This is a genomic window from Pararhodobacter sp. SW119, from assembly GCF_017811755.1.
Taxonomy (GTDB): Bacteria; Pseudomonadota; Alphaproteobacteria; order Rhodobacterales; family Rhodobacteraceae; genus Pararhodobacter.
In genome coordinates, this window is record NZ_JADDJF010000018.1 from 46,291 (window position 1) to 73,254 (window position 26,964).

Below are 26,964 nucleotides of genomic sequence, written 5' to 3' on the forward strand. Positions count from 1 at the left end.
GGCGGGGCTTCTGGCCTCCGGGGGGTGTCGCCCAAGCTTGCGCGGTATTCGGATCGGGCGTAGACTTATGCCCATTACCTCGTTTCCTGATCATCGGCGGCCTTCCGGGCACTCCTTCCGGGGCCCTGAAGTCTGTTCCGATACCTGTGACAGAAACGGGTCCGGGTGCCCGACCGAGACGCCCGGCCCTGCGCATCGTTTTCGATGCCGGTCGAGGAAAACGATCATGGCGGAAGCCTTCCATCTGCCTTGGGAATATGTCGACCACCTGATCAAGCCCGGCCTTCTGACCACGGGCGGGCGGGTGAAGCTCAACCAGTATCTCTGCTCGACGCGGTCGAACGGGGGCAACGACGGGGCCACAAGCTTCTACAAGAACTTCCGCTGGATCCGCACCGCCAGCGGCGAGCGGCTGCACGACCATGTCGGCGGCTCGGCGATCGACCTGGCGCTGAAGGGGCAGGGCAACGACAAGGCGTTCGTGAAGATCTGGAACTTCATGCTGAAGAACAAGGATCTGCTGGACAAGTACACGGTCGAGGTCTGCGACCGGGCGAAGAAGGATGGCAGCAAGAACACCCGCAAGAGCGGCAAGATCAAGCGGATGTATTTCGACAAGATGTCGGATGCCCAGGCGCTGCAGACGATGGTCGAGGACCGCTTCTTCGGCATGGACTGCATCGGCTTCGTGGCGAACTACCTGATCTGGGTGGGCGAGTGGGACCGTTATCATTCGGTCGGCGCGCGCCACTACCCGCGTGATGTCTGCAAGATCAACATCGACGATATCACCGAGGTGAAGCCCCTCGACTTCATGTGCTGGCCGGGACACGTGGCGCTGATCGACTGGGTCTGGAAGCAGCTGCCCGACAAGCGCGCGCAGATCGACATGTGCCAGAGTTCGAGCGGCAAGGCGACGGGCCCGCAGACGAACGAATACGTCATCCTGCGCCAGACCGGCCAGAAGAGCGAGGGCGGCAAGCGGCTCTTCACCATCGATGGCGGCAACCCGGCGCCGCCGGTGCGTGGCCATTTCACCATCTGGCGGCGCGAAGGCTTCTGGTACTGACCGCACCCCCGTTTCGCGCGCGAAACACCCGCCCCCTGCGGCTGAGCATTCCGCGCAGTGGGAGATGCCTGGCCGCCAACCTGTCGCAAAAACGTCGGCGGTGCACGTTCAGCCCACGTTCAGATCGCGAGGTCGGCCGCGTAGACGCCGAGAATCCAGCGCGGCAGCGTCGGCGCTGCCTGAACCAGGCGGCCGCTTGCAAAGACCAGCATCTGTTGCGGCGGCGTATTGAGGCGGGAGTTGTCAAAGACCATACCCCTATCAGCGCCCAACACCGCCTGGCGAATGAGCGGCTGGCTGCGTTCGTATCGCGCGCGGATCTTGTCTTCGGGAACGCCGTGGCCACCTTCTTCAGCGCGGCCGCGCACGCGTTCGACGGACAGGTCCGGGCTGTCGACGCCGACATGCATGACCACAACGAGGTATCCACGCGCCCGGGCGCTCTCGATGATCTCGAGCTTGGAGGGATGGGAGAAGACCGTCTCTGCGGCAAAGCTCGTGCCCGCCAGCAGCATCTCCTCACGGCGCCTTTCGGCGATCCGGGCGGCCTCATAGGAGGCCTCCATCGACGGATCTCGCAGCTCGTCACGCTGGATGATGTCGGCATTGATGAAGGGACCCGCGAAGCTGGGGGCCACGCGGGTCTGGTAGAGGGTGGACTTGCCGGCGCCATTGGGACCGGCAAGCAGGACAAGGCTGGGCCTCATGCAGCAGCATCATCCTTGGCGTAGACGAGGTTGCCACCGGCATCGAGCCCGACGCCCCGGCCGAGGGCCTGGCGGCCAGCGTGGAAGGCCTCTTCAGTCTCGGAGGGTTGCCCCATCTTTCTGGTGAAGGCGTCGAGCCAGGCGGCCTCCTCCTCCGCGCGCAGCTGAGTAGTATCAAGCCGCCCCTCCAGGGCCGCAGTGACGCGCGCATGATCGTAAGTGCCGGATTGCTCTATCGCTCGGCCGATCCTGAGCCAGTGGGTGATCTGGCCGGCCACCGAGCGGCTGTGAAGCTCTGCTTCACGCCGAACCAGAGCCATGACTTCGTCGGCAAGTTTCACGGATTGCGCCATGTTCGCCCTCCTTGTGTCAAGCTATAGGTAGCAAAATGCTACCTTAAAATCAAGGATCGAGCCCATTTTGATAGCTCCCACCGCGCGGAATGCGTCACCCTGCGGCGCCCGGTTCCCAGCCCCTGACGGTAAAGTTGAAGGCAGCGCCGTGGCGGGCGCCGGCTGTTCTTGGGTCGTTGAATTTTGGCCTGATTGGCGAAAGTCTCAGTATTCGGTGCCTTGCCTGATATCCCAAAGCCGAAGAACCCCGATCTGGGTTGGCATCACGCGATAGACGACCATGAAGGGAGTCCGGGGTATGGAAAACTCCCGCACTGTCTTTCGTGTGTCACTGGAATGACCAGCGTAGGGATTGGCAGCCAATGTTGCCTGGATGGCCTTCATCTTGTCGCGAGCCTTGGCGCTGCCCGCGGGGAAAACAGATCGATAATAGTAACGGAACCATTGGATGTCCTGCACCGCGCTTTCCAGGAAGACGATCTTCATGCGCTGTCGCGCGTGATGTCAGCCTTCGGTGCGGGGAGTTCGTTTTCGCTGTCCCACGAGGCGATCCAGGCATTCACCGCTTCGGCAGAGATAAATTTCCCCTGATCTGCTTCTTCAAGGGCTGCGTCGATGGCCGCGCGCTTGGCTGCCTTGGCTTTCAGCATCGAGCGAATGGCGCGTACCGCGAGCTGCGCAGGCGGACGATCCTCGATCTCCGCTTCTTTCTCCAGTGATCTCCTCAAGTCATCGTCGAGACGAATCGAATAGGGTGTGGTGCCCATGGCGTATTCCTTTCGGCTGCGATGAACTACAATGGAATACGAAGCGGGGTCGAAGGCAAGCGGCGTTCGATGAACCTCACGTCAAACGGGGCTCTCGAAGATTTATTCGGGGAATGCCGCGTTGGAACAGGGAAGTCTGCCCAAGTGACCAGCGATGTCTTCAACATTTACCGTCAGGGGCTGGGCCCGGTTCGCGCCCTTCGTTCGCCCCGTCCCCTGGGCCAGACCCGCATTGCACGACGCCCGCGCTGGTCCTATGAGGGCCCCAGCGGATGGGTGGCCGAGTGGTTTAAGGCACCGGTCTTGAAAACCGGCGTGGGGGAGACCTCACCGTGGGTTCGAATCCCACCCCATCCGCCATCAGCCGCAAAGCTCCTCGCCATCGTCGCCGCTCGGTGATCCGGACAGGTCTTGCGCCATGATCTTTCGGTTCAGGCAGTTAACTACGCCGGTGTTTCGTCACTATGCGCCACGCCGCCGTCATTCTACGGTCCAGAAATTGCCGGATTCAAGGCGCGTTATCTACGGTCTATCGTGCGCGTATGCAGGAGTAGCGAGTGGAAGCCCGATTTCCGAAATGGCAAAAGGCCTGGTGCGGTCGCCTGGCCGACGAGTCCGGCAGCGCATCGCTGGAAGCGGTGCTCTGGACGCCCGTCTTCATCGCCTTCATCGCGCTTGTTTTCGATGCATCCATGATCCTGATGAACCGTGCGCATGTGCTGCGGGCAATCCAGGACGGCAATCGCGCTTACGCCGTCGGTCGGCTTGACAGCCTGGAGGCGACCGAGGCGGCGATCGCGGCGGGCGCGGCGCGCTTCGGCGCCATTGTCGCGCCCGAGAGCACGCGGCAGGGAGACATCGTGCAGAGCGTCGTGCGCGTGCGTGCGGGCGATCTTTCCGGCGTGGGGCTGCTGCAGCCCTTTGCCAACATGCAACTCACCATCTTCTCTCATCACCTGATCGAAAATTGAGGACCGATAGCGAGAAACGGCATGCGCATGACTGAATCCTCCATCTTCCGTCCGCGCGATTTCTTCAGCAATGAGGACGGCTTCTTCACGGTCTTCAGCCTCTACGTGCTGATCGTCATGATCCTGCTGTCCGGCTTCGCGCTGGATCTCGCCAACCACTACTCGGCGCGCACGCAGCTGCAGACGGCCGCCGACAGCGCCGCCCATGCCGCGCTGGTTGTCCGGCAGCGCGAGGAGGCGGTCGATGCCGTCGACTTCGCGCTCGCGGTGCACGTGGCCAACATGTCGCCCGAGCGCTTCGGCGCGGTGCTCACCGACGAGGACATCGAGTTCGGCACCTGGAGCTTCCAGGCGCGCGAATTCGTGCCGGATCCGGACTCGCTCACCGCGGCGCGGGCCACGACGCGGCTGGCCAACAGCCGCGCCAACCAGCTGCGCACCTTCCTGTTGCGCTTCGCCGGCGTCGACTCCTTCGACGTCCAGGCGACCGCGGTCTTCGCGCGCTACCAGCCGGCCTGCCTGCGCGAGGGCTTCGTCGCCGAGGGCAAGGTCGACATGCAGTCGAACAACAACTTCTTCAACGGCTTCTGCATCCATTCCAACGACCACGTACGCTTCAACCAGAACAACTATTTCGAGGAAGGCACGATCGTCTCGATGCCCGATCTTGACAAGCTCGACATCCCTAACAGCGGTTTCTCGCAGAACGAGGGGCTGGAGGCGGCGCTGCGCGAGGGGAAGATGGACATCCGCATCCTCGACGAGCTGGAGAACATCATCGAGGGGCTGGGCGATCGCGAAGCCGCCTACCTGCCCGACTACGTCAACCCGCTCGATCCGGTGATCACCATCGCGCCGAACAACAACCTCGAGGCGGGCGACTTCACCCCGGGGCGGGTCCACCGGATCAACTGCAGCAATTCCAACGGCAAGTTCGGGTTCAAGAACAACGTGGTCCTGACCGAGGTCGTCATCGTCACCAATTGCCAGGTCAGCATGAGCCAGAACATGCGGCTCGAAGACGTGATCCTGGCAACCACGAATACCAACACCAAGTCGATCAGCGGTGCGTCGAGCGCGAATTTCGGGCGCGACGACGACTGTGCCCCCGGCGGCGGGGCGCAGATCATCACGCTCGGCGGGATGGAGTTCCCCTCGAGCCTGGGGATCTTCGGCAGCCAGCTTTTGGCGCAGGGCAACATCGAGTTCGCGGCGCGGGCCGACGGGATCCAGGGCGCGTCGCTGGTTGCCGGCGGTCAGATCGACGGCACCTCGAATTCCAGCATGTCGCTGTGCGGTAGCGGCATGGAGGGCAACTTCGAGGCCAACTATTTCCGCATGGTGTTCTGAGACGCCCTTGTCGATCGCTTCGGGCGTGCGCGTGCGCACACATGGCCCGTCGGGCCTGAAAATCGTCTAGGGATTGCATGAAATCCCCCGTAGATGAGATTCAGGAACGGAAAACCGCCCGAAAGTGAAAAGAATCGACGTTTTTTGCCCCGGGACTTTCGCACGATTTTCGGGCCGTTTTGGGGTTGGGATGGTGGCGCATACCATATCTGGGGGGTCAACCCGGCCGCGCGGCTTCATTTCCCCTGCCGCGCCCCCGACCGGGCGGCGCGGCGGGGGCCTGACCACGTTGCATCCAGGTGCCTCGGGGGCGTCAGCCCGCTTCCTGGTCGCAGGCCCCGTCGCCGCCGCCGAAGCGGTGGGACGACCAGCCCTCGGCAATGACCGGCTGGCCCGGGCCGTTGGTCACGCTCAGATACGCCCAGCCGTCGCGCGGCCAGTATTCGGAATAGACGAACTGCCCCGGCGCCACCCGGCCGGTCACCGGCGCCGCGGCCGAGGTGCCGGCATGCAGCGTGAAGGGCGCGCCGCGGTAGCCCAGGCAGCCCCAGCCGAGTTCATCGGGCTCGGGCAGGTCGATCAGCCGCGACAGGCGGGCGTGGATGCCGCGCTGTCCGGCGGAGGGCGCGCGCGACGTGTCCATCCGGCAGCCGATGCGGCCCTCAAGCTCGCGCATCCGCGCCACCGCTGCCCGGTCCGTGGCCGACAGCGCGGGATCGGTGCCGGTGCAGCCGGAATTGCCGAACAGCTGCTGCGCCAGCGGGCTGGAAAAGCAGTAGCCGGCGCGGTGAAAGATCATGTTCCGCGTCACCCAGAGCAGGTCGCAGAAGGTGTCGGCCCGCGCCGCGGGCGCCAGCGCCGGCTGGAACAGGACCGAAAGCAGAAGGGCAGGCAGCAGGTGTCGCATGGCGCGGTTCCTTCGCGGGGGATGCGGCGAAGTCTATCATCGCGCGCCGGGTCCGGAGAAGGCGTTTTCCGTCCGTCCCGGGGGTGGGGCAGGGCGGAATTGACATCCCGGCCCGCGCCGCCTTTTCTGGCCTGGCACAGGCGGGGCGACACAGCCGAAGTCCAGGCCATGCGCGCGCAGGAAGATCCGGCGGCGCTATGCGCCGGGCAGGGGGCCGCGCCGGCGTGACGCCCTGAAGGGCAGGGGGCGGCTTTGGAACCGGGGGCAGAGGGCAGGGCGGAAACCGGCGGTGCGGCGCGCAAGATCATCCATGTCGACATGGACGCCTTCTATGCCTCGGTCGAGCAGCGCGACGACCCGGCCTTGCGCGGCAGGCCCGTCGCCGTCGGCGGCTCGGCCGCGCGCGGCGTGGTGGCGGCGGCCAGCTACGAGGCGCGCGCCTTCGGCGTGCGCTCGGCCATGCCGTCGGTCACGGCGCGGCGCAAATGCCCCGAACTGGTCTTCGTGCGCCCGCGGTTCGAGGTCTATCGCGCCGTCTCGGGGCAGATCCGCGCGATCTTTGCCGAGTTCACCGACCTGATCGAGCCGCTGTCGCTGGACGAGGCCTATCTGGACGTGACCGCGAACAAGCAGGGCCTCGCGCTCGCGACCGAGGTCGCGCGCCGCATCCGCGCCCGCATCCTGGCGGAAACCGGCCTCACCGCCTCGGCCGGGATTTCGTACTGCAAGTTCCTGGCCAAGATCGCCAGCGACATCAACAAGCCCGACGGGCAGGCGGTGATCCCGCCGGCGCGCGGGGCCGCCTTCGTGGCCGCGCTGCCGGTGACGAAGTTCCACGGCGTCGGCCCGGCGACGGCGGCGCGGATGGAACGGCTGGGCATCCGCACCGGGGCCGACTTGCGGGCCTGCGATCCGGCCTTCCTGCAGGCGCATTTCGGCAAGGCCGGGCGCTGGTATTTCGACATCAGCCGCGGCATTGACACCCGCCCGGTGCAGCCCCACCGGCCGCGCAAGTCGCTGGGCACCGAGGACACCTTTGCCGCCGACCTTTTCGATGCCGACGCCGCGCGCGCCGAACTGGCGACGCTGGCCGCCAAGGTCTGGCGGCAGGCCGCGGCGCGCGATCTGCGCGGGCGGACGGTGGTGGTGAAGGTGAAATATGCCGATTTCCGGCAGATCACCCGGTCGCGCACGCAGGCCACCGCCGTCGCCTCGGAGCCCGAACTGGTGCAGCTGGCCCAGGGGTTGCTGGCGCCGCTTTTCCCCACGCCGCGCGGCATCCGCCTGCTGGGGGTGACGCTGGCCACGTTCGACCGCGGCGCCGAAGGGGCGGTCCAGCTGCCGCTCTGGCAGGAGGACCCGCCGGGCTGAGCCCGCGCAGCCGGAACCCGGCGGGGGGCCGCGCGTTGAAAGGACAGGCGTCGATCGATGCGCCCCCGGCGCAGCCTACCCGCCCCGATCGACAGGAAATGGAGATCGGCAATGCGCAGGACACCCATTCACGAGACGTCAGAGCAGAGTACCCCGGAAAACGGATGGGGACGGGCCGCGCCCCTCCTCGGCTTTGCCGCGGTGGCGACGGTGGTCGCGGTCGGTCTGGAAGGCATCGTCTTCGGCACGGTCCTGCAGGCCGCGGCGGTGGCGATGGCCCTGATGCTGGCGCTGGTTCTGGGGGCGTTCGTGCTTCTGGTCGTGACCGGGTCCCGTCAGGAGCCGCCGGCGCGCGCCATCCGGATCGAGGCCCGGCCGGACCCGCGCGTTTCGCGCGCGAAACACCCCCGCCGCCCGTTCTGAGGTTTTCCCTCCCTTCCGAACCGACGACTTTCCCGCAGAGCGTGCTGAAGCGGGCTGCGCGCGGGTGAAATCCGCTTGTTGCCCCGACGATACGCTTCGGGGCAAAGTTTGGTGCTTGCGGGCGAAGGGCTTCTGTTGTTGCCTGCATCCGGTATAGGACAAATACAACTTTGCCCGGATTGCGGGTTCAACAGGCTGGACATCCGGCGCGTCGGGTCACCAGCGGTGAGGATTGAAGAGGGACCCATGAGACAGATCTTGCCAATCAGACGGATCGTGCTGGCCATGGTGCTGACACTGGTCGGCGCGGCGACCGGCCTTCTGGCGCCGGGGGCGGCGCAGGCCCAGGACTACCAGGTGCGTCCGGGCGACGTGTTGCGTGTCGAGGTGCTGGAGGATTCGAGCCTCAACCGCGAGGCGCTGGTGCTGCCCGACGGGCGGATCTCGTTCCCGCTGGTGGGCACGGTGCCGGTGGGCGGTCGCTCGCTCGATCAGGTGCGCACCAACCTTTCCGAGGCGCTGGCGCCGAATTTTGCGGTGCCGCCCAGCGTCTTCGTCTCGATCGCGCGGCTGCGCGACCCCGGCCCGGTCGGCCCGGCGGCGGCAGCGGCCACGATCCGCGTCTACGCCCTGGGCGAGATCGCCAACCCCGGCCTGCGCGAAGTGGTGCCGGGAACCACCATCCTGCAGTTCCTCAGCCAGTCGGGCGGGCTGTCGCGCTTTGCCGCGACGCGCCGCATCCAGCTGCGCCGGATCGACGCCCAGGGGCAGGAGCGGGTTTATCCGATCGATTACCGCGCGCTTCAGCAGGGAGCGGCGCTGCCCAACCCGATCGTGCTGCAGGAGGGCGACGTGGTCCTGGTGCCGGAGCGGCGGCTCTTCGAATAAGGCGGGACGCCGGATGCAATCCACCATGCGCAACAGCCGGTCGCGGGCGGTCCGTGCCGGGATCGGCGCGGCCTTCGCGGCGGGGCTTCTGGCCAGCGTGCCGGCCCTGGCGCAGCAGGGCACGGGCATGCGCGCGGTCTTCGGCTTCTCCCAGGGCTTTGCCGCTGACAGCAACCGCGAACTGGCCCCCTCTGACCCCGGGAGCAGCCTGGTGTCGACCACGGGGCTGAACTTCGGCCTGCGGTCGGAAACGCGGACCGAGCAGTTCAGCCTGCAGGGGCAGCTGAACGCCCGCCTTTTCGACGTGCCGAACGATTCGCGCCGCTTCCGCTTCACCGGCCCGAACCTGACCGCCTCCTACCGGCGGGACGCGGCAAACTCGGGCATCGCCCTCAGCGCCAGCTACAACCGCGACAGCCTGGCCTTCCGCCGGCCGATCGACGACTTCCTGGTCAGCCTGCCGGTCGTCGACGACACCGGCCTGCCGGTCCTGGACGAGGCCGGCGAGCCGACCTTCGTCGATGTCATCATCCTGCCCGAGGACGAGGCGGCGCTTCTGGGCAGCGGCACACGCACCGCCGGCAGCCTGTCCGGGCGGATCGACCTGGGGCGCGAGGGGCCGATCGGCTTTACCGGCACCGCCAGCCGCAGGACGCTGCGCTATTCCGTTCCCGCCTCGGGCGCTGACAGCACGCGCGATCAGCTGGGCCTGACCCTGCGGCTGCGGCTGAGCCCGGTCACCACCGGGCGTATCGCCTTCTCTGCCTCGCGCTTCGATGCCGAGGACGCGGTTCGCACCCTGCGCGACCGGATCAGCCTGCGCTTCGGCGTGCGGCACGAATTCTCGCAGGTGCTGGTCCTTGACGCGAGCCTGGGTCCCAGCCGGGTGATCACCCGCGAACGCACGCCCGGCACCCGTGAGGTGAGCAGCGGCCTCGATGGCGACATCGGGCTGACCCGGAGCCTGCGCAACGGCACCGTCGGGCTGAGCCTGAGCGCGGTCACCAACGAGAACGGCACGCGGCGCAGCTTCCGCCTCAACCGGGCGCTGGACCTGCCGCGCGGGGCGCTGTCGGGGTCGATCGGGATGGCGCGCACCGCCGAGGGCGACCGGCGCACCGTCGGGCAGCTGACCTATCGCCACGACATGCCGACCGGCACGCTGTCGCTGCGCGCCAACCGGGATTTTGGCATCAATGTCGATGACGAGGTCGAGGCTTTCACCTCGCTCTCGGTCGATTACAACCACGCAATAAACAGCCTATCCAGCTTCAATCTGGGCGCACGCTATCTTGCGCGGACCGACGATAGCGCTACTGTGACCGCGACCTATCGCCGTGCGCTGACCCCGGACTGGAACCTGAACATGGGCTATCGTTTCGATTCCATCGACCGCGCGGCGGGGCGCACCAGTAATCACGGGGTTTTCCTCAACATTTCGCGCAGTATCGATTTCGGACTCTGATCATCGATCCGGCCGGCCCGGCCGGCTTGACAGCCCGGTGGTCGGGCCGCGGGACGCGCCACATACGGATCGCCGATGCCCGCCACCGCTGAACGCCGCGTTTTGATCGTCGTCGAGAACCTGCCGGTTCCGCTCGACCGTCGGGTCTGGCTGGAGGCCACGACGCTGGTGGCGCATGGCTACAAGGTCAGCGTGATCAGCCCCACCGGCCGCGGCTGGGACGAACCCTACGAGGAGATCGAGGGCGTCCACATCTACCGCTATCCCGCCCCGCCCGAGGCGCATGTCGGAGCGCTGGCCTATGGGCGCGAATGGGGCGTCTCGCTCTGGCGCATGTTCCGGCTGGCCCGCCAGGTGTGGCGCGAGCAGGGCTTCGACGTGATCCACGGCTGCAACCCGCCCGATCTGCTCTGGCTGCTGGGGCTGCGCTACCGGCCTCATGGCGTGCGTTACCTGTTCGATCACCACGATGTCTGCCCCGAGCTGTTCGAGGCCAAGTTCGGCCGGCGCGGCCTTCTGCACCGCATCATGCTGATCTGGGAGCGGCTGAATTTCGCCAGCGCCAGCGTCTCGATCGCCACCAACGAGAGTTTCCGCGAGATCGCGCAGGGCCGGGGCCGGATGGCCCCCGAGGATGTCTTCGTCGTCCGCTCGGCGCCCCGGGTCGAACGCTTCGTGCCCGGCCCGGCCGATCCGGCCGTGCGCAAGGGCGCGGGCACGGTGCTGGGCTATGTCGGGGTCATCGGCCAGCAGGAGGGGATGGACCTGCTGCTCGGCGCAATCGAGCTTCTGGTGCGGCGGATGGGCCATTCCGACCTGCACGCGGTCATCGTCGGCTTCGGCCCGCATCTGGACGAGGTGAAGCGCGATGCCGCCGCGCGCGGGCTGGGGGATCACGTCACCTTCGCCGGGGCGCTTTACGGCGACGACCTTCTGCGGGTGCTCAATTCCATCGACATCGGCGTGGCGCCCGATCCGAAGAACGCGATGAACGACATCTCGACGATGAACAAGGTCATGGAATACATGACGCTGGAAAAGCCGGTGCTGCAGTTCGACCTGACCGAGGGTCGGGCTTCGGCGGGCGAGGCCTCGCTTTATGCCCAGGCCAACGACCCCGCCGATTTCGCCGGCAAGATCGCCGAACTGATCGACAATCCCGAAAAACGCGCCGAGATGGGCCGGCGGGGCCGCGCCCGTGTGCTGGAGCGGCTGAGCTGGGACCATTCGGTGCCGCATCTGCTGGCCGCCTACGACCGCATCTTCGCCAAGATGGGGCGCTGAGGCGCCGCTCAGCCGATCCGGGCCCGGATCTCGGTCATGATCTGGGCCAGGGCCGGCCCTGCCAGCCGGCCCCGCGCGTCGGCGCGGGATGCCTCGATGGTGGCGATCTTCGCCGTGCGCACCAGTGACGGCGCGGGCAGGCCGGCGGCGATATGATCGGGGATGGCGATATCCCCCGGCCAGCCCCGGTTCTCGGCCGAGGTGATCATCAGCACCCACAACAGGAAGCCCGGCCCCGGGCCCGAGCGAGCGATGACCAGTGCCGGGCGGTGCTGCCGTGCCGCACCGTCTGTATAGGGAAAGGGAACCCGGACGATATCGCCCCGACCGGGCAGGCCGTCAGAACCCGGCATAGGCCCGGCTGTCGGCCTCGCCCGCCCATTCGGTGAAGGCGGCGAAGGGATCGTCGGCGGACGCGGCCTCGCTCCGCATCAGGATCACCCGCCCGTCCTCGATGACATAGGTCAGGCTGTCACCCGCCCGCAGCCCGAGCGCCTTGCGCACGGCCTGCGGGATCGTGGTCTGCGCCTTGCTGGTAATCTTGCTGACGATCATCGTCCCCATGCCCGTGTCTGTTACCTTCGGACAAGGTAAGGAACATCCTTGCCTGGATCAAGTCACGCCCCGTTCGTGATGCGGTGCGAGCTCCTGTTTCTGCGCCGTTCAGCCGCCGATCCGGGCCTCCAGCGCGCGGGCTTCGGCCGGGTCGAGTCCGGCGGCGCGGGCGCGGGTCAGCAGGTCGCGCGCTTCGTCGCCGCGGCCGAGGGCGGCGGCGGCTTCGGCCAGGCTGCGCAGATAGGAGGCATTTTCCGGCGCCATCCCGACGGCCTCGCGCAGCGGCGCCTCGGCTTCGGCGGCGCGGTCGGTGCGCAGCAGCGCCAGCCCGAGCGTGTGGTGCACGGCCGGATGGTCGGGGCGCAGCGCGCGGGCGCGTTCGGCCATCGGCAGGGCCTCGGACGCGGCATCGCGCCCGATCAGCAGCACCGCCAGGTTGTTCAGCGCGGGCCAGAGATCGGGGTCGCGGTCGACCGCGCCCTCGTACGCGGCGATCGCCTGGTCGATCTCGCCCGTCGCTTCCTCCAGCGTCCCGAGATAGAAGAGATCGCTCGCCTGCACCGCCTCGGTCGCGGCCAGACGGCGGCCGAGATCGCGCGCGGCCTCCGCCCGCCCCTCCTGCTGATGGGCGCGCAGGGCGCCGCGCAGAAGGCCCGGATGCTCCGGCGCGCGGGTCAGCCCGGCCTCGAAGACGGTCAGCGCCTCGGCGTAGCGGCGCTGCAGGCCCAGAAGAGCGCCCTGCGCCAGATAGGGCGTGGCGCTGTCGGGATAGGCGCGCTGGAGCGCGGCATAGGTCGCCTCGGCCGCGTCCAGATCGCCCGCCGCCTGCTGCAGCGCGCCGAGGTCGAAGTAGAGATCGGGCGCGGCGCGGCGGTCGGCGTCCGGCTCGGCGGGCAGCGCGGCTTCGAGCGTGGCGCGCGCGCCGCCGGTATCGCCCGCCGCCGCCTGCGCCCGTGCCAGCATCAGCGCCAGTGCGTCGTCGGCCGGATCGGCGGCATGAAATGGGGCGAGCAGGTCCACGGCCGCGCGGGCCTCCTCTGCCTGCAGCAGTGCCCCACCCAAGCCCAGGGCGGTCGCGCTGTCCTCGGGGGCGCTGGCCAGGGCCTGGCGATACGCGCCGATCGCGGCCTCGGTATCGCCCAGGGCCAGATGCGCATTGCCAAGCGCCCGGCGCACCAGTGCGGGCGTGTCGTCCTGCGCGGCGAAAGGGGCGAGCAGCACCAGGGACCGGTCGGGGGCGCCGGCGCGGTTGTAAAGCAGCGCCAGGTTGATCTTCACGCCCAGCGTGTCCTCGGGCATGCCCCGGATGCCGGCCTCGTAATGGCGGATGGCGGCGGGGATGTCGCCGTCCTCCTCGGCCAGAAGGCCCAGGCGCTGATGGCTCAGCCGGTCCTCAGGGGCGATTTCGGCGGCGCGGGTGAAATAGCCCCGCGCGGTTTCGCGCGCGCCCAAGGCCAGATGCACGTCACCCAGCTTGGTCAGCGCGGTGTATTGTCCGGGGTCGAGGTCGATCGCGCGTTCGAAGGCGGCGATCGCGTCGTCGAGGTCGCCTTCGAGCGCGTGGATCACGCCCAGAAGCTCCTGCGCGGGGGCGAGGGTGGGATTGGCGGCCAGGATCGGCTCCAGCCGGGCGCGGGCCTGGACGGGCTGCCCGGCCTGGATGGATTCAAGCACGCGCTGCAGGCGGCTGTCGTCGGTCTGCACCTGGTCCAGGAAATCGATCGGAGCGGCGGCGACGGGTCCCGTTGCCAGAGGCAGGCCGGACGCCAGGAAAACGGCAAGGACAGCAGGGACGGGGCGGAACAGATCAGGGGGAAAACGCATGACACTCGCTTTCAGGAACGGCAGCCGGATCAGCATAGCGCGGTGCGGCGGCGAAATCACGCCCTTCACGCCGGTGCTGCGCGCCGATCCGGATCCCGAAGGGGCGGAAACGAAAGGGGCGGGGCGCATGGCCCCGCCCCCCAAAGGTGCGTTTGACGAAAGCGCCCTCAGGCGCGGCGGCGACGGCGCACCGCGACAAGTGCGCCCAGACCGCCCAGCAGCAGCCAGCCGGCGGCCGGCAGCGGGATCGGCGGGACGTCATCGCCGCGCACGGTGATCCGGTCCCTCTCGGTCGCGACGGTGCCGCCGTTGACCAGCGCGTTGATCACGAAGTCATGCGTGCCCGGCACAAGCCCGGTGAAGGTGACGGTGAAGTCGAAGGTGCGGGTTTCCTCGCGGTCGAATTCGCCGACATAGGGGGCCGAGACCTCGACGCCCACGCCCGGCATGTTGCCGACCGGCCCAAGCGCCACGGTGTTGTAGGTGGCGAAGGTGCTTTCCACCGCCTCCTTGATCAGATCGGCGATGTTCGCCCCCGAGGCCGCCAGCGCGAAGACGCTGCCGCCCGTGGCATCGGCGATCCGGTTGGCCTGGCCCGCCGCAGCGCCGCCGGCAGCCGCGTTCATGCCGGAATTGCCGGTGCCGCCGGTATTGCCAATATGGACGGTGATGCCCTCGGCGTTCAGCGCCGCAATGGCGTTCGCCTCGCTGGAGACGAGAAAGTTGCCGAAGGCGTCGGGCTTGCTGTCGGTGCGTCCGACATGACCCGGTGCATCGCCGAACATCACGACGACCCGGGTCGAACCGGCGCGCCATTCAGTTTCTTGTGCGACGCGCTGCAGGCCGATCAGGTTCGCCTCGGGGAAGTCGCCGCCACCGCCGGCGGTCCACTGGTTGATACCGGTCGTGATTGCGGTTGCGTTGCCGGTCAGCGCCGTATTGGTCCGGTAGGTAAAGGCGTCGCCGGTATCGCGGTATTCGCCGACGCCGAAATGCACGTCGCCCAGCCCCGAGAGGCCGGAGATGATCGTGTTGGCGTTGGTTCTCGCCTGGTTGATTTGCCCGCCCATCGAGCCGGTGCTGTCGGCCAGGAAGAAGATGTCCACCAGGCCGGTGGTGAGCACACCGGCATCGACGGTCACGGTCTTGTTGATCGTCACCGACTCGCCGACGTTGAGCGTGGCTTCATAGCTTTCGGGAGAGATCGAATCGGCCCAGGCCATTCCGCCGGTCAGGGCGAAACCAGCAGCCAGACCAAGCAGCCTTGGGGTAAGTTTCATGGAGGCCTCCTGAAAAAATACATCATGCCCGACGCCGCACCGCTTTAATTCCTGCGGGTCCGACAAGTGACGAGCCAAGCGGGAGTCTACACCTTTTTGTTAACCATAGCAGTATTTTTTTAATCATTTCAGCAATTTACAACTTAAGGTTTAGGTGCTTCGCAGCAAGACAATCCCTGCGGCAGGGTGCGCGCAAGCGCCTTGCCCCGGGCCCGCTTGCCGGCCGGGGCCGTTTCACCGATTGTCCATTCGCCCGGCGCAGGATCGCCGGGGTACGCGCAAGGGGCCCAGATTCCGGCATGGATCTGTCGATCGTCATCGTCAACTGGAACACGCGCGAGATGACCGCCGCGTGCCTGGAGAGCGTCCTTGCCGGGCTGGGTGATCTGGCGGCCGAGGTGATCGTGGTCGATAACGCCTCCGACGACGGGTCGGCCGATATGGTGGCGGACCGTTTTCCGCGGGCGATCCTGATCCGCAACGACGCGAACCGGGGCTTCGCCGCGGCCAACAACCAGGGTTTCGCCATCGCCCGCGGGCGGCATGTGCTGCTGCTGAACTCGGACACGCTGGTGCATGGCGCGGTTCTGCCGGCCTCGGTCGCCTGGCTGGATACGCATGCTGAGGTCGGGGCGATGGGCTGTCGGGTGCTCAATACCGACGGGACGGTGCAGCTGACCTGTTCGCGCTACCCGTCCATTCCGAACCTGCTCCTGTTGACCTCGGGTCTGGCGAAGCTGTCGCGGCCGGCCTTCCTGGGCCGCTACCAGATGCGCGACTGGGCGCGCGACAGCGAGCGCGAGGTCGAGGTGATCTCGGGCTGCTACCTGATGGTGCCGCGCGCGGTGATCGAGGCGGTCGGCGGGCTTGACGAGGCGTTCTTCTTCTTCGGCGAGGAGACCGACTGGTGCCGGCGCATCCGCGCGGCGGGCTGGATGCTGGTCTTTGCCCCGGTGGGTGAGATCACGCATCATGGCGGCGGCACGGTCAAGCGCCTCAATCATCGCCGCGACGTGATGCTGTCCGAGGCCACGGTGCGGCTGCATCGCAAGCACGGGGGGCGCGCGGCCGCGGCGGCGGTCTTCGCGATCCTGCTGTTCTTCAACGCCTCGCGCGCGGTCTTCTGGAGCGTGGCCTCGGCCCTGTCGCGCGGCGCCCGCGCCCGCGAACGGGCGCGCCATTTCCGCGCCGTCGTGGGGCAGACCGCGCAGACCTGGCCGCGCCCGGCGGCCGGGCCGGGCGGAACCGGGTCCGGCGGGGCGGGGGCACGGGCGTGAGCGGGGCGCGCAGGGTCGTGCTGGTGGCGCCGAACATCGACATCAGCGACGTGGGCGAGGCGCATGTCGCCGCCCGCTGGGCCGAGGGGCTGGCCCCGCGGGTCGAGCTGACGGTGCTGGCCTTCCAGCGGGCGGGGCGGCCGCGCCTGGCCGACCAACTGCGCGGGGCCGAGGTGGTGACCTGGCCCGAGCCCGCCGTCCTTCTGCGCGCCGAGCGGCTGAACGCGATGCTGAAGCCCGGCTATCCCCTGTTCCTGCGCCATGTCCGGCGCTGGATGCGGGGGCAGGCGGCGCGCGGGCGGGTCTTCGACATCGCGCATCAGATCATGCCGCTGGCGGCGCGCTATCCCAGCCCCCTTTACGGGGTGGGCGTGCCGTATGTGCTGGGGCCGGTGGGCGGCACGCTGCCCACGCCACCGGGTTTCGTGGGCGAGCTGGGCTCGGCACCCTGGTTCACGCGGCTGCGCGGGCTGGATGCCTGGCGGTTCCGGCACGATCCCTGGCTGCGCCGCAGCTATGCCGGGGCGGACCTGGTCCTGGGCGTCGCCCCCTATATCCGCGCGGCGCTGGCCGACATCCCGATCCAGCGCTTCGAGGCGATGCTGGAGCTGGGCATCGACGGGCTGCCGCCCGAACGGCCCGCGCGCGAAGGCCCGGGGCTGCGGCTGCTGCATGTCGGGCGCGCGGTGCGCACCAAGGGGCTGCGCGACGTGATCCGCGCGCTGGCGCAGCTTTCCGACCTGCCCGACGTCACGCTGACCGCGATCGGCGATGGCGAGGATCTGCCCCACGCCCGCGCCGAGGCCGTCGCCCTGGGCGTCGCTGACCGCGTCACCTTCCGCGGCCGGCAGCCGAAGGAAGTGGTGATGGAAGCCTACGCCGAGGCCGATGTCTTCGCCTTTCCGTCCTTCCGCGAGCCGACGGGCGGCGTGCTCTATGAGGCGATGCAGGCGGGCCTGCCGGTGATCACCGTCGATTACGGCGGCCCCGCCTTCATCACCGACGACGCCTGTGCAATCCGCCTGCAACTCAGTACGCCCGAGGCGCTGGCCCGCGACCTTGCCGCCGCGATCCGCACCCTCTACCACGACCCCGAACGCCGCTCCGCGATGGGCCAGGCCGCCCGCACCCGCGTCGCAGTCGAGGGCCTCTGGCCACGCAAGATCGACCGGCTGCTGAGGCACTACGACGAGGTCTTGAGGCAAGAGCAGGATAAGAAAAGGCAGGGTGATGATTGATCGGCACACCATCAAGAAATTTCTTCCCCAGCCGGCAAAGCGCATTCTGGGTCGCCTGCGCGCGCAACTGACCGGACCGGGGATCGAATACGGCGTTGTGCGCGACTATGTCTTCCGCGCCGACCCGGATCCCCGCCCACGGATCAATTTGATCCTTCCGTCCCTGTCGGCGGCCGAGGCTTTCGGAGGTGTCGCTACGGGGCTGAGCTTTTTTGAGCGCCTGAGCGAGGTTCTGGCTGAGAAGGGGATCGAAAGGCGTATCCTCTCGGAACAGGGGATCGCTCCGGACGACGATGCCTTGGCCGGCCGGCCCGGCCTGGCCGACTGCCCGCGCTTGGCGCTACGGCCCAACGGCGACGTACTTCCAACGCGCGCGCGCGATGTATTCATCGTCTTCAACTGGTGGGTTTCGCTGAATCTGGAGCCGGTGATCGCGACGCAGACGGCGCATTTCGGCGGTGCGCGACTGCCGAAGATCCACCTGATCCAAGAATATGAGCCCGCGCTGCACCGGTTTTCGGCAGCGCATGTGCTCGCGCGCGAGATGCTCGACGGGGCGGGCAGCCGACTCTGGGCTGTGATCAACTCGAGCGAACTGCACGACTACTATCGCGCTCAGGGGCATGCCCCTGAGCGCGCTTATGTCTTCGAGCCGCGGATGAACGGCGCCCTCAGGTCCTTCGCTGACGGGATCGCACCCGGCGAGAAAACCCGCACGCTTCTGGTCTATGGCCGCCCCCATGTCGCACGCAACGCCTTCTTCCTGGTGCAGCGCAGCCTTGAATGCTGGGCGCGCACGCACGGCGCCGATCACCGTGACTGGCGCATCGTTTCGGCCGGGTTGCCGCATGACGATCTGCCGCTTGGAAACGGCCATCGCCTGGTGTCCCTGGGAAAGCTGAGTCTCACGGAATACGGACAGTTTCTTCGCCAGACCGCGGCGGGGTTGTCGCTGATGATCTCTCCTCACCCCAGCTATCCGCCGCTGGAGATGGCACATTTCGGCGTGCGTGTCGTCACCAACAGCTATGCCAACAAGCGCCCGGCTGCACGGCATGAGAACCTGATCGCCACCCCCAGCCTGCGCCCCGAGGCGATCGCGGCGACGCTGGAGGCCCAGATCGCGGGGTTCGAGGCCGACCCCGGCGCGGGGCTGCGGGCGCAGAGCCACATGCCGGACTACCTGCTGGAGGACCGGATCGAATGTCTTGAGGATGTTGCAAGGGATCTTCTTGCCGTGATGATGTCTTGAAGGGCAGATCGAAAGGGACGCAGTGAAACGTCGCGAAGTCCTTGTTATTCTGACGCATTACGAAACCCCGCAGATCGAGGGACTGATCGCCCGCGCGCGGCGACAGCTGGACGGGCGCGCCGATGTGTTCGTATCGGCCTTCGTCGACATGCCCGAAGGCACCGCGCCGATATTCGAGAAATACCCTTTCGCAATTCCCTTCACACGCTCCGATTTTGCAGCCCTCGGCTATCCGCGGAAGTTCCACGAGGACGGCTGGAAGATGATCCCCGGCAATGCCGACCTCATCGTGATGGCGTTCTGGAAACGATATCCAGGCTACACGCATTACTGGGTGATGGAGGGCGACGTCGACTATACCGGTAAACTCGATGAATTATTCGCGGCATTCGACGCCTCTGTGGCCGATCTCCTGTGCACCAACATCCGCCCTCAGCCGCGCAACTGGCAGCATCGCGCGCGGTTCTACTGTCCTACCGGCTGGAACGAGGCCGAAGAAAACCGGGTCATTGCCTTCCTGCCCTTCTTCAGGGTTTCGCAACGGTTTCTGCGGACGCTCGATGCCTTCTACCGTGACGGCGGGGCAGGGCACCATGAAAAGACCTGGCCTTTCGCGGCGCTCGCGCGCGGGCTGGTGATCGAGGATCTGGGCAGTCGTGGCCCCTTCACGGCGGCGCACAACCGGGGGCGCTATTACACGAGTTGCCACATCGGGACGCTGATGTATCCCGGCACCTTCCGCTACCGTCCGGTGATGAACCGCCCCGGCAAGCGGCCGGACATGCTCTGGCATCCGGTCAAGGACGATGTTGATCTGCCGCGCGAGTTGTTACGCGTCCTGCGGCGGCGTCTGCGCCGCCTGTTCCGCCGGTTGACTGGGGCTGGAGCGTGATGCTCAGGTGATGTTCAGTCTTGGGGCGCGGGCGCGCCACTCGGCACATCGCCCATTGTGAGGAGGGCGGGCCCGACCGAGACATATTTCTCACTGCCGGACTTGAATGCGAACCGCCCTGCGTTGGCGTGCCAGAAGAGGCCCTCGCAGCCGGGGACAATGCGTTCGTGCAACTCGATCATCATGACGCCGACCCGGTTGAGCCAGGCAGGGGTGCGGAAAAGATCGGCCTCGGCCCCCTCGATGTCGATCTTGGCGATCAACGCGCGGCCGGCGCCATGCGCATCGATCAAATCCTCGATGCCCACTGTGGGAACGGTTTCAAGCACCCGGCTGTCTCGTGCATCGGTTCGGACCACACTGAATCCCCACGCGCCCGTGCCGCGGTCGCGCAGTTCGATCTGGCCGCCACTCTCGGGCGCGATCGCGGCCCGGATCGCGCGGATGTTGGGATAGGGGGCGATATTGCGCTCCAGGAGTGCGAAGTTCTCGGCCGAAGGCTCGACCGTCACGATCGTGGCCTTGGGGTACATCCGTGCAAATGCCACCGCCGCCGCGCCGATATAGCCGCCGGCATCCAGGATCAGCCCCGTAACATCTGCCGGATAGGCATGGCGCAGACAGTCGAATTCGCCTCCGAGACAGCTGCGCACCACGCCGATGTCCGGTGAAGCGGGCCGCACCCAGAACTCTTCGCCGGCAAGGCGCATTTTGCGAGGAGCCTTCGACCTCGCCGCTTTCAGCGCGGTCAGCCGGGCTGCCGCCATTGTCCCGTTGTCGCGGGCGATCCCGGCGAAGGCGGCGAGCTTGCTGTCGATCCTGCCCAGCAGCGAATGGCTCATGGTTTTCTCCGGGGTTCAGAGGGATGGAGTCTTGGTCTCCGGCCTGTCGAAATCCCTTGCGCCGTCTTCGGACCTCAACCGTTGGCGGCCATCCGGCGGAAGGTTTCGTTGCCGGCGACCAGGTCGTCGTAGCTGCCTTGGGCGATCAGTTGGCCGTGATCGAGCAGGAAGATCGTTTCGCATTGACGCACCGTACTGAGACGGTGCGCGATCATGATGATCGTCTTCTGACCGCCGATCTTGTGCACGGCCTCCATCACCGCGCGTTCGGTCAGGTTGTCGAGCGCCGAGGTCGCCTCGTCGAAGATCAGCACGTCGGGGTCGTGGTAGAGCGCGCGGGCGATGCCGACCCGCTGCCGCTGCCCGCCCGAAAGCCGCACTCCGCGCTCGCCGACGTGCGTCTCGTAGCCTTGTGCCAGTTCGTTCATGACGAAGTCATGCAGGCTCGCCATCCGCGCGGCGCGCTCGACTGCCTCCATGTCGATCTTTTCCTTCGGCAGGCCGAAGGCGATGTTGGCGGCGACGCTGCCGTCCGACAGGAAGATGTGCTGTGGCACATAGCCCAGCCGGCTCTGCCAGCTGCGCAGATTTGCCGGCGTGATCTCGACATCATCGACCATCAGCGTTCCCGAGAGGGGATCCAGAAGCCCCAGGATGATGTCGACGGCGGTGGTCTTGCCGGCGCCGGTGCCGCCGACGATGCCCACGGTCGTGCGCGCGGGGATGAAGAGCGAAAGCCCGCGCAGCGCCGACATTTCGGTATCCGGATAGGCGAACTCGACCTCCTGCAGTTCCAGCGCCCGGTTCAGGGTGGGCGCATGCTGCGTTCCGCCGCCCGGATCGGGCGAGAGGCCGGTGAGATCGGTGTGGATGTTCTCGAGCGAGGGCACGTTGAAGCGGATCGTGGCAAGTTGATTGAAGACTTGCTGCAACGCCGGCAGGAGGCGCAGTGCCGCCATTGCCAGCACGCCCATCGTCGGCAGCATCTGCCCGATATTGCCGCCATCGCGGATCATCAGCCACAGCAGGATCAGGACCAGACCGCTGATCGCGATCCCCTCGAGAACGAAGCGCGGCATCTGGCCGAGAATGTTGGCGCGCGCCTGGTGGCGGGCTACGTCGTAGGCGGCGGGGCGGAAGCGGCTCATGAACGTGTGTTCAAGCCCCATGATCTTCAACTCCTTCAGGCCGCCGGTGGCTTCCTGCACGGAGTGGAATTGCCGCTGGTTCGCTGCCAGCCGCGCCAGACCGATCCGGCGCAGCATCCGGCGCAGTCCCATGTAGATCACCCCGTAGGCACCGCCGAGGACGAGTGCGGTGCCCAGTGCAATCGCCGGTTCGACCGCGAAAAGGAGCGCGCCGATGAAGATCACGGTGATCGCCGAGGCGACAAGCTGCAACGCGGGCAGGATGCAGTTGCTCACGGTCCTGCCAACCTCGGTCAGCACGGTCTTGCCGATATCGGCGCTGTGCCGGGACAGGAACCAGATATAGGGCTGGTGCAGGTAGCGCTCCAGCAGCCGGCTGCTGATCGAGAAGGCGCGCATGACGCCGAAGCGGGTCGTGGCATACATGGTCAGCGCCCGAACCGTCAGACTGATGAGCACGAGAATCAGAACCGCCACGCCAAGGAAGATTGAGAAGCTGCGCGTGCTCTCGAAGGCGAGCGTGGTGTTGAGCCAGTCGAGATAGACGTTGCGGGAAATGATTTCGGGGTCGGAAACGACCTGCAGGAACGGCAGGATCGCGGCGATGCCGACCATTTCCAGAAGGCCGGCCAAGACGGCAAGCGCCATGAGCATGAGGAAGCGCCGACGTTCGGTGCGGTCGAGAACTTCCCAGACCATGCGGTAGAAGCGGATCATCGGCGATACCTGTCGTGGTTTTCTGGTGCCCGCGGTGGATCTGCTTCAGGTGCCCGGCGAAGCCTTGGCTCGGCCCGTTCGGGCGTGGACGGCGCTGCCCGAACGGAAGAAAGTGGGGGAGTGCGTGCGGTTGAGACCGGAAGGCGCCGATAGACGGGGGATCGGGAAGGTGCCTGTGGTGAGATTTCGTCCGTGGAGACACCCGTCGCCACGCCTGCGCGGGCCGCCTCGGACGTATAAAGGAATGCGCCCGTCCCAAAGAAGAAGAAAACGACACTGGCGATCGAATTCCACAGATGCACGGTGGCCATCGAGAAGGCGAGCCCGATGAGGGTAACGACATGGGCCAGTCGCACTGTCTTGGCCTCGTCTGTGAGAGGCGTGACGCGCATAATCCGCCAGAGTTGCAGCGCCAGCGCCCCGGCGAGGAGAAGAAGCCCTACCAGCCCGTGACGCAACGCCGTCAGAAGCCAGTAATTATCGACTGAAGGGGTAAGCCAGCCGGGACGAGTGTAGTCGTTGAAGCCGATGCCGAAGATCGGATGGCGCAGAACCTCGGCCGAGCCATAGTTGTAGATGTTGATCCGGGTCCAGGCCGTGCCTGAACTGAAGGTCAGCGTTTCCAGCGCGATGAGGACCGGTCCGCGGTTCGATAGCATGTCGATCACCACGTAGAAGATTACCCCGACGATCAGGAGAGCGCGCCAGTTTTCCTTCATCACGATCCCCCAGGCGACAATTCCCGCCTGTATCATCACGGCAAGAAGCGGCCCAGCGGATAGGGACGAGAAGGTCATTGCAGTGACGAAGATCATTACGACGATCAACTTCGGGATCTGTCGGCGATAGATGTAATAGGCGTTCGCGAAACCGATCGAGCAATAGATACCGAACAGGATCGAGTGCGAAGCGATGGCCTGCACCCGGTTCAGGCCCCAACGCGGGGCGGTAGGCTGATACGGATGTGTGGGAAAGACCTGGCCCAAGATCTCCCCGATCACCCAGCGTCCGGTTAGCGCTTCGACGAGCGCGAAGGGTGCGACCAGAACGAGGGTGATAAGGAAGAAGCGGATGAAGCGCCGGTAATCCTCGGCCGAGCGGACCAGCATTCGCCCCAGCATGTAGGCACCAATCAGTTCGACGACTGTGATTCCACCGTTGATGAATCCCCATTGCCCGTGGTGAAGGATCATTGTGAGCATGATCCAGAGGCCGAACAGGACCATCAACACGTCGCTGCGGGTGACGAAGCCTGCCTTGCCGGAAAAGATGTAGGCGGCTGCAGGGATGAACATTGCCAGCAGAATCAATCGGTAGGGATCGACCCGAAAGCTTCCCAGGAAGAGGTTGATCGGTAAGAGACAGGCGAACAGGAAGAGCGCGAGCAGGAAGGTCCTGCCGCCCGATCCGCTGTCGCTCATGCCCGCAGGCCATGTCGATGCGCGTGTTGCTTCCTCGACTGTCGCCAAGACTCACTCCGTTTCCCTGCCGCCGGCGCGCGGCATGGCAACCTGTCCGCTGTCGGCATAGCAGAATGCAGGTCTTCCTTCCATCGGCCATATCGCTTCCCGGGACGGGGTGGTTCGCGACCTCCAGTCTGACGCGGAACCGTCAGTTCGATGTTAACGGCGCCCTTTTCAGCCCCGGTTCCACCGCCCGGTCAGCGCCTCGGCATCGCCGGTGACCAGCAGCCGGGCCATGACCCGCATCCGGTAGAGGCGGATGCGCCAGAGCCCTACCCAGGCCAGCGCCCGCGCGCGCGGACCCGACAGACGATCCGAACGCAGCACACGCGGCAGTTCGACAAGCGGCGAGAGTCCCATCGCGGCGGTCTTCAGCACGAAGCGCAGTCTCCCCCCGGGCCGGAGGTGCGCGGCTTCGAAATCATGGGCGATGTGACGGTCCCACTTGAGCGCGAGTTCCGCAAAGCTCTGCCGCGCCGGGTGATAAACGCGCATCTCCGGCACGTAGCGCAGCGCATGCCCGGCACGGGTCGCCCGCTGGCCCCAGTCGCGATCCTCGGCCACGTCGAGCCCACCAAAGGGCCCTACTGCGTCGAGTACGCGGCGGCGGACGGCCAGGTTGCCGGTGCCGGTGAAGCCCTGCTCGGCGATGTAGCGGTCCATGCGGTAGGCATAGACGCTCTCGTAAGCCTCGATCATGCTCACCCGTGCGGGGTTGGCGCGCGCGATACGCACATCGCCGCCGAGGATCTCGGCCGAGGGATCGGCGAAGGCCGCCCGGATCGCCGCGATCCAGCCCGGATCGGCCAGGCAGTCGGCGTCGATGAAGGCCAGGATCTCGCCTGTAGTCACGGCGATGCCCCGGTTGCGGGCTGGCCCCGGGCCAGGCTCGGCTTCCTGCAGAAGCCGTGCGCCCGCCGCCTCGCAGATTGCCCGCGGCAGTTCGTCCGAGCCGTTGTCGACCACCACCACCTCGTCGGGCGCCTCGCTGCCGACTGCGAGTGCGTCCAAGCAGCGCGCCAGCATCGCCGGCTGGTTCAGATGCGGGATGACGATCGAGATGCGGGGCGGGGTCGCGGGCAAGATCAGTCCTTCCTGGCGGGGTGTCGCAGCCCGTGCGCGGTTTGATATCCGCCCCATCCCCTTCGGAGAGGTAAAGATCAAGGGGCCCCGCCGCGCGGAGCCCCTTTCAGTCGTCAATTCCCCCGGTCACGAAGGAATGTGGGCCTTGGTGATCCTTTCGGGATCAGTCGAGCGCGCTGAACTCTCCTCCTCCGCCGACCGAGGGCAGCGGATTTGTTGCCGGCGCGGCGCCGGCCACGTTGCGACCGTTGTTCCAGTCATCTGCGTTCATACCTGACCCCATCAGCAGGAACGGGCCACCGACCAGTGCGGGATCGAAGTACTGGCCGTTCGGCGCGATGAAGTCCTCGGGGCGCAGTGCCACATCTCGCTGCATGAACACATCCCCGATGATAAACGACTGCTCGGCTGGATCGGCGGGAAAGAGCGAATGGGCTGTAGAGGTCGCAAAGCGGAAGTTCTGGTCAAACTGGAATGAACCGGAGCCTCCCGACCAGTCGCTTATTCTCGTCGGCAGTATCCGCGTGGGAGGATACGGGCTGAAGGCCGGCCGGACCCAGAGCCTGATACGTTCTGCTTCGTTCACTTGCGTCGTGTCTACGCTGATCAGATACCAATGCGGTTCTTCCGGTTGTGGGCCCGGGAATTCCATGTAACCACGCGTGCCACTGAGGCCGTTTGAGATCGTCACGCTGATCCTGCCGTTCGGCCGGATGATGACCTCGAAGCGGTTGGATCCGATCAGCGTGAAGTTGTCACCCGAACGCCCGCCGAAGATAAAGGACACGCTGGCTCGCTTTGTCGTCGCCGTGGAGAACAGGTTCACGCCGTCCCCGCTCCGGAAGCGCACATTCCCTTCGGTCGACATCAGCGTTGGTGTGTATCCGGTATCGGCGACGGTTGCGCCGATTAGTGCACCTTCAACGATGATGCTGTCGGCACCTTCGCTGTTCGAGAGTGTTACGAGACAGGACAGATGTTTGCCCGCAGCGCCCGCCGGAATATTGATCTGCCGCGCCGTCGCCCCGTTAATAGCCTTGCCGTCAAGGCGCCACTGGTAGCTGACCGAGGGAAAGGGAAAGCCGGTAAAGCTGGCGCCTTCCAGCGGTGGTGGGGTGATAAGGACACGTGCGGCCGCACCTTCTGTGAAGAAGCTCTGCATTGTCGGTGGGGTGCCGAACCTGGGTGCGGCCACCGCCATCTGTACCCCTGTCTGTCCGACCGCCTGCGCCGAGAACATGCGCCCCGCCTGCCATTCGTCATCTTTCCAACTGGAGGTATGCGTGCGCGACCATGCCCCCTTGCCAACCGCGTTGTTGTAGCGCAGCTGAACGCAGTACCAGGTGTTTTCAGCCAAGCCGCCGGTCGGTTCAGGCGAGACGATGTAGATGCCTTCGGCGTTCGGGGTGATGCCCTCAATCTCAACCCAAGGGCCGAGGGTGGTCTCACTCGTCACCTTGCCGTTGTCATCAAGCACCAGATCAAGCGGGCGATAGCGCAGATCGCAACTGGTGATCGGGCTGCCGTTGTTGCCCTCGTGCGACGGGACCGTAACCAGTAGCGCGGTGCCGAAACCTTCGACTGAAGGCGGGGTGAAGAGACGGTTTGGCGTCTTGACCACAAAGGGTTCTAAGAGCGGGTTCTCACGAACTTCGCGGAACCACCGAGCGGTCGCCGAGAGTTGCGACGGCGGTGTCGGATCGGTCGCATAGAGTCGATCCAGCCAGCGCAGCGCACCGTTGTCACCAAAGGCCTCGAAGCATCCGGGGATCAGCCACAGGGGCAGGAGCGTGTCGCGCATCGCAGTCGTGTTGATGCCCAGATAACTTGTCGCTTGC

At 66.5% G+C, this 26,964-nt stretch carries 26 protein-coding genes and 1 tRNA gene; 13 read left to right on the plus strand and 14 right to left on the minus strand.

What is annotated here, in order from left to right; genetic code table 11:
• Window positions 1-226 precede the first annotated feature (226 nt).
• The gene (locus tag IM708_RS12100; RefSeq protein ID WP_209426836.1) at window positions 227-1,069 is read left to right on the plus strand and encodes a hypothetical protein; all 843 of its coding nucleotides are present in this window, start codon (window positions 227-229) and stop codon (window positions 1,067-1,069) included.
• A gap of 119 nt (window positions 1,070-1,188) precedes the next feature.
• Here IM708_RS12100 and IM708_RS12105 read toward each other — a convergent pair whose 3' ends face one another.
• The 4 genes from IM708_RS12105 to IM708_RS12120 form a co-directional block, all read right to left on the minus strand.
• Window positions 1,189-1,776 carry a zeta toxin family protein gene (locus IM708_RS12105; RefSeq protein WP_209426837.1) on the minus strand — a complete coding sequence of 196 codons (588 nt, stop codon included), beginning with the start codon at window positions 1,774-1,776 and terminating at the stop codon, window positions 1,189-1,191.
• Complete coding sequence (locus tag IM708_RS12110) at window positions 1,773-2,129, minus strand: hypothetical protein (protein WP_209426838.1); 357 nt, start codon at window positions 2,127-2,129, stop codon at window positions 1,773-1,775. The genes IM708_RS12105 and IM708_RS12110 overlap by 4 nt, the downstream gene beginning before the upstream one ends.
• 204 nt (window positions 2,130-2,333) lie before the next feature.
• A complete protein-coding gene (locus IM708_RS12115; protein ID WP_209426839.1) occupies window positions 2,334-2,615 on the minus strand; it encodes a type II toxin-antitoxin system RelE/ParE family toxin in 282 nt (93 codons plus the stop codon).
• Complete coding sequence (locus IM708_RS12120; protein ID WP_209426861.1) at window positions 2,612-2,896, minus strand: hypothetical protein; 285 nt, start codon at window positions 2,894-2,896, stop codon at window positions 2,612-2,614. Before IM708_RS12120 ends, IM708_RS12115 begins: the two co-directional genes overlap by 4 nt.
• A 270-nt stretch (window positions 2,897-3,166) precedes the next feature.
• On the opposite strand from IM708_RS12120, the gene IM708_RS12125 reads away from it, so the two are divergent.
• The 3 genes from IM708_RS12125 to IM708_RS12135 all read left to right on the plus strand — a co-directional run bounded on the left by IM708_RS12125 (window position 3,167) and on the right by IM708_RS12135 (window position 5,217).
• Window positions 3,167-3,256, plus strand: a tRNA-Ser gene (locus IM708_RS12125).
• 197 nt (window positions 3,257-3,453) lie between these two features.
• A complete protein-coding gene (locus IM708_RS12130; protein WP_209426840.1) occupies window positions 3,454-3,867 on the plus strand; it encodes a TadE family protein in 414 nt (137 codons plus the stop codon).
• Between the two features lie 27 nt (window positions 3,868-3,894).
• Complete coding sequence (locus tag IM708_RS12135) at window positions 3,895-5,217, plus strand: pilus assembly protein TadG-related protein (RefSeq protein ID WP_209426841.1); 1,323 nt, start codon at window positions 3,895-3,897, stop codon at window positions 5,215-5,217.
• 313 nt (window positions 5,218-5,530) lie between these two features.
• On the opposite strand, the gene IM708_RS12140 is transcribed toward IM708_RS12135, so the two are convergent.
• Window positions 5,531-6,124, minus strand: a complete 594-nt coding sequence (locus tag IM708_RS12140) for a DUF4453 domain-containing protein (protein ID WP_209426842.1) — start codon at window positions 6,122-6,124, stop codon at window positions 5,531-5,533.
• 252 nt (window positions 6,125-6,376) lie between these two features.
• On the opposite strand from IM708_RS12140, the gene dinB reads away from it, so the two are divergent.
• From dinB to IM708_RS12165, 5 genes are all read left to right on the plus strand, one after another.
• Window positions 6,377-7,495, plus strand: a complete 1,119-nt coding sequence (gene dinB / locus IM708_RS12145; protein ID WP_245243156.1) for a DNA polymerase IV — start codon at window positions 6,377-6,379, stop codon at window positions 7,493-7,495.
• Window positions 7,496-7,606: 111 nt separating this feature from the next.
• Entirely contained in the window at window positions 7,607-7,918 is a 312-nt protein-coding gene (locus tag IM708_RS12150; RefSeq protein ID WP_209426843.1) for a hypothetical protein, read from the plus strand.
• A 246-nt stretch (window positions 7,919-8,164) separates the two neighbouring features.
• Complete coding sequence (locus tag IM708_RS12155; protein ID WP_245243157.1) at window positions 8,165-8,806, plus strand: polysaccharide biosynthesis/export family protein; 642 nt, start codon at window positions 8,165-8,167, stop codon at window positions 8,804-8,806.
• Between the two features lie 13 nt (window positions 8,807-8,819).
• Window positions 8,820-10,271 (plus strand): hypothetical protein, encoded by a 1,452-nt coding sequence (locus tag IM708_RS12160; RefSeq protein WP_209426844.1) that lies wholly within the window; start codon window positions 8,820-8,822, stop codon window positions 10,269-10,271.
• A gap of 75 nt (window positions 10,272-10,346) precedes the next feature.
• On the plus strand, window positions 10,347-11,555 hold the full coding sequence (locus IM708_RS12165; RefSeq protein ID WP_209426845.1) for a glycosyltransferase family 4 protein: 1,209 nt from the start codon (window positions 10,347-10,349) through the stop codon (window positions 11,553-11,555).
• Between the two features lie 8 nt (window positions 11,556-11,563).
• On the opposite strand, the gene IM708_RS12170 is transcribed toward IM708_RS12165, so the two are convergent.
• The 4 genes from IM708_RS12170 to IM708_RS12185 form a co-directional block, all read right to left on the minus strand.
• The gene (locus IM708_RS12170; protein WP_209426846.1) at window positions 11,564-11,908 is read right to left on the minus strand and encodes a type II toxin-antitoxin system PemK/MazF family toxin; all 345 of its coding nucleotides are present in this window, start codon (window positions 11,906-11,908) and stop codon (window positions 11,564-11,566) included.
• Complete coding sequence (locus IM708_RS12175; protein WP_209426847.1) at window positions 11,895-12,119, minus strand: type II toxin-antitoxin system PrlF family antitoxin; 225 nt, start codon at window positions 12,117-12,119, stop codon at window positions 11,895-11,897. Before IM708_RS12175 ends, IM708_RS12170 begins: the two co-directional genes overlap by 14 nt.
• Before the next feature lie 99 nt (window positions 12,120-12,218).
• Window positions 12,219-13,934 carry a tetratricopeptide repeat protein gene (locus tag IM708_RS12180; protein ID WP_209426848.1) on the minus strand — a complete coding sequence of 572 codons (1,716 nt, stop codon included), beginning with the start codon at window positions 13,932-13,934 and terminating at the stop codon, window positions 12,219-12,221.
• Window positions 13,935-14,101: 167 nt separating this feature from the next.
• The gene (locus IM708_RS12185) at window positions 14,102-15,214 is read right to left on the minus strand and encodes a vWA domain-containing protein (protein ID WP_209426849.1); all 1,113 of its coding nucleotides are present in this window, start codon (window positions 15,212-15,214) and stop codon (window positions 14,102-14,104) included.
• 299 nt (window positions 15,215-15,513) lie between these two features.
• On the opposite strand from IM708_RS12185, the gene IM708_RS12190 reads away from it, so the two are divergent.
• The 4 genes from IM708_RS12190 to IM708_RS12205 are packed head-to-tail and all read left to right on the plus strand — an operon-like array spanning window position 15,514 to window position 19,873.
• Window positions 15,514-16,491 (plus strand): glycosyltransferase family 2 protein, encoded by a 978-nt coding sequence (locus IM708_RS12190; RefSeq protein WP_209426850.1) that lies wholly within the window; start codon window positions 15,514-15,516, stop codon window positions 16,489-16,491.
• The gene (locus IM708_RS21680; protein WP_209426851.1) at window positions 16,488-17,729 is read left to right on the plus strand and encodes a glycosyltransferase family 4 protein; all 1,242 of its coding nucleotides are present in this window, start codon (window positions 16,488-16,490) and stop codon (window positions 17,727-17,729) included. Before IM708_RS12190 ends, IM708_RS21680 begins: the two co-directional genes overlap by 4 nt.
• The gene (locus IM708_RS12200) at window positions 17,722-18,981 is read left to right on the plus strand and encodes a hypothetical protein (protein WP_209426852.1); all 1,260 of its coding nucleotides are present in this window, start codon (window positions 17,722-17,724) and stop codon (window positions 18,979-18,981) included. Before IM708_RS21680 ends, IM708_RS12200 begins: the two co-directional genes overlap by 8 nt.
• A gap of 22 nt (window positions 18,982-19,003) precedes the next feature.
• Window positions 19,004-19,873: a hypothetical protein gene (locus IM708_RS12205; RefSeq protein WP_209426853.1), complete on the plus strand. Its 870-nt coding sequence runs from the start codon at window positions 19,004-19,006 to the stop codon at window positions 19,871-19,873.
• A 14-nt stretch (window positions 19,874-19,887) separates the two neighbouring features.
• On the opposite strand, the gene IM708_RS12210 is transcribed toward IM708_RS12205, so the two are convergent.
• From IM708_RS12210 to IM708_RS12230, 5 genes are all read right to left on the minus strand, one after another.
• On the minus strand, window positions 19,888-20,715 hold the full coding sequence (locus IM708_RS12210) for an FkbM family methyltransferase (protein ID WP_209426854.1): 828 nt from the start codon (window positions 20,713-20,715) through the stop codon (window positions 19,888-19,890).
• Between the two features lie 74 nt (window positions 20,716-20,789).
• Window positions 20,790-22,580: an ABC transporter ATP-binding protein gene (locus IM708_RS12215; protein WP_209426855.1), complete on the minus strand. Its 1,791-nt coding sequence runs from the start codon at window positions 22,578-22,580 to the stop codon at window positions 20,790-20,792.
• Entirely contained in the window at window positions 22,577-24,049 is a 1,473-nt protein-coding gene (locus IM708_RS12220; protein WP_209426856.1) for an O-antigen ligase family protein, read from the minus strand. The genes IM708_RS12215 and IM708_RS12220 overlap by 4 nt, the downstream gene beginning before the upstream one ends.
• A 168-nt stretch (window positions 24,050-24,217) precedes the next feature.
• Complete coding sequence (locus IM708_RS12225; RefSeq protein ID WP_245243158.1) at window positions 24,218-25,126, minus strand: glycosyltransferase; 909 nt, start codon at window positions 25,124-25,126, stop codon at window positions 24,218-24,220.
• 163 nt (window positions 25,127-25,289) lie between these two features.
• A partial coding sequence (locus IM708_RS12230; protein ID WP_209426857.1) for a hypothetical protein occupies window positions 25,290-26,964 on the minus strand: 1,675 nt, incomplete at its 5' end.

Excerpts from the sequence above, each read along its gene's own strand:
- IM708_RS12150 (WP_209426843.1), top strand. The coding sequence starts at position 7,607 with ATGCGCAGGACACCCATTCACGAGACGTCAGAGCAGAGTACCCCGGAA.
- IM708_RS12180 (WP_209426848.1), bottom strand. The coding sequence starts at position 13,934 with ATGCGTTTTCCCCCTGATCTGTTCCGCCCCGTCCCTGCTGTCCTTGCC.
- IM708_RS12120 (WP_209426861.1), bottom strand. The coding sequence starts at position 2,896 with ATGGGCACCACACCCTATTCGATTCGTCTCGACGATGACTTGAGGAGA.
- IM708_RS12115 (WP_209426839.1), bottom strand. The coding sequence starts at position 2,615 with ATGAAGATCGTCTTCCTGGAAAGCGCGGTGCAGGACATCCAATGGTTC.
- IM708_RS12105 (WP_209426837.1), bottom strand. The coding sequence starts at position 1,776 with ATGAGGCCCAGCCTTGTCCTGCTTGCCGGTCCCAATGGCGCCGGCAAG.
- IM708_RS12215 (WP_209426855.1), bottom strand. The coding sequence starts at position 22,580 with ATGATCCGCTTCTACCGCATGGTCTGGGAAGTTCTCGACCGCACCGAA.
- IM708_RS12165 (WP_209426845.1), top strand. The coding sequence starts at position 10,347 with ATGCCCGCCACCGCTGAACGCCGCGTTTTGATCGTCGTCGAGAACCTG.
- IM708_RS12200 (WP_209426852.1), top strand. The coding sequence starts at position 17,722 with ATGATTGATCGGCACACCATCAAGAAATTTCTTCCCCAGCCGGCAAAG.
- IM708_RS12100 (WP_209426836.1), top strand. The coding sequence starts at position 227 with ATGGCGGAAGCCTTCCATCTGCCTTGGGAATATGTCGACCACCTGATC.
- IM708_RS12185 (WP_209426849.1), bottom strand. The coding sequence starts at position 15,214 with ATGAAACTTACCCCAAGGCTGCTTGGTCTGGCTGCTGGTTTCGCCCTG.
- IM708_RS12155 (WP_245243157.1), top strand. The coding sequence starts at position 8,165 with ATGAGACAGATCTTGCCAATCAGACGGATCGTGCTGGCCATGGTGCTG.
- IM708_RS12170 (WP_209426846.1), bottom strand. The coding sequence starts at position 11,908 with ATGCCGGGTTCTGACGGCCTGCCCGGTCGGGGCGATATCGTCCGGGTT.
- IM708_RS12135 (WP_209426841.1), top strand. The coding sequence starts at position 3,895 with ATGACTGAATCCTCCATCTTCCGTCCGCGCGATTTCTTCAGCAATGAG.
- IM708_RS12140 (WP_209426842.1), bottom strand. The coding sequence starts at position 6,124 with ATGCGACACCTGCTGCCTGCCCTTCTGCTTTCGGTCCTGTTCCAGCCG.
- IM708_RS12110 (WP_209426838.1), bottom strand. The coding sequence starts at position 2,129 with ATGGCGCAATCCGTGAAACTTGCCGACGAAGTCATGGCTCTGGTTCGG.
- IM708_RS12160 (WP_209426844.1), top strand. The coding sequence starts at position 8,820 with ATGCAATCCACCATGCGCAACAGCCGGTCGCGGGCGGTCCGTGCCGGG.
- IM708_RS12190 (WP_209426850.1), top strand. The coding sequence starts at position 15,514 with ATGGATCTGTCGATCGTCATCGTCAACTGGAACACGCGCGAGATGACC.
- IM708_RS12210 (WP_209426854.1), bottom strand. The coding sequence starts at position 20,715 with ATGAGCCATTCGCTGCTGGGCAGGATCGACAGCAAGCTCGCCGCCTTC.
- IM708_RS12175 (WP_209426847.1), bottom strand. The coding sequence starts at position 12,119 with ATGGGGACGATGATCGTCAGCAAGATTACCAGCAAGGCGCAGACCACG.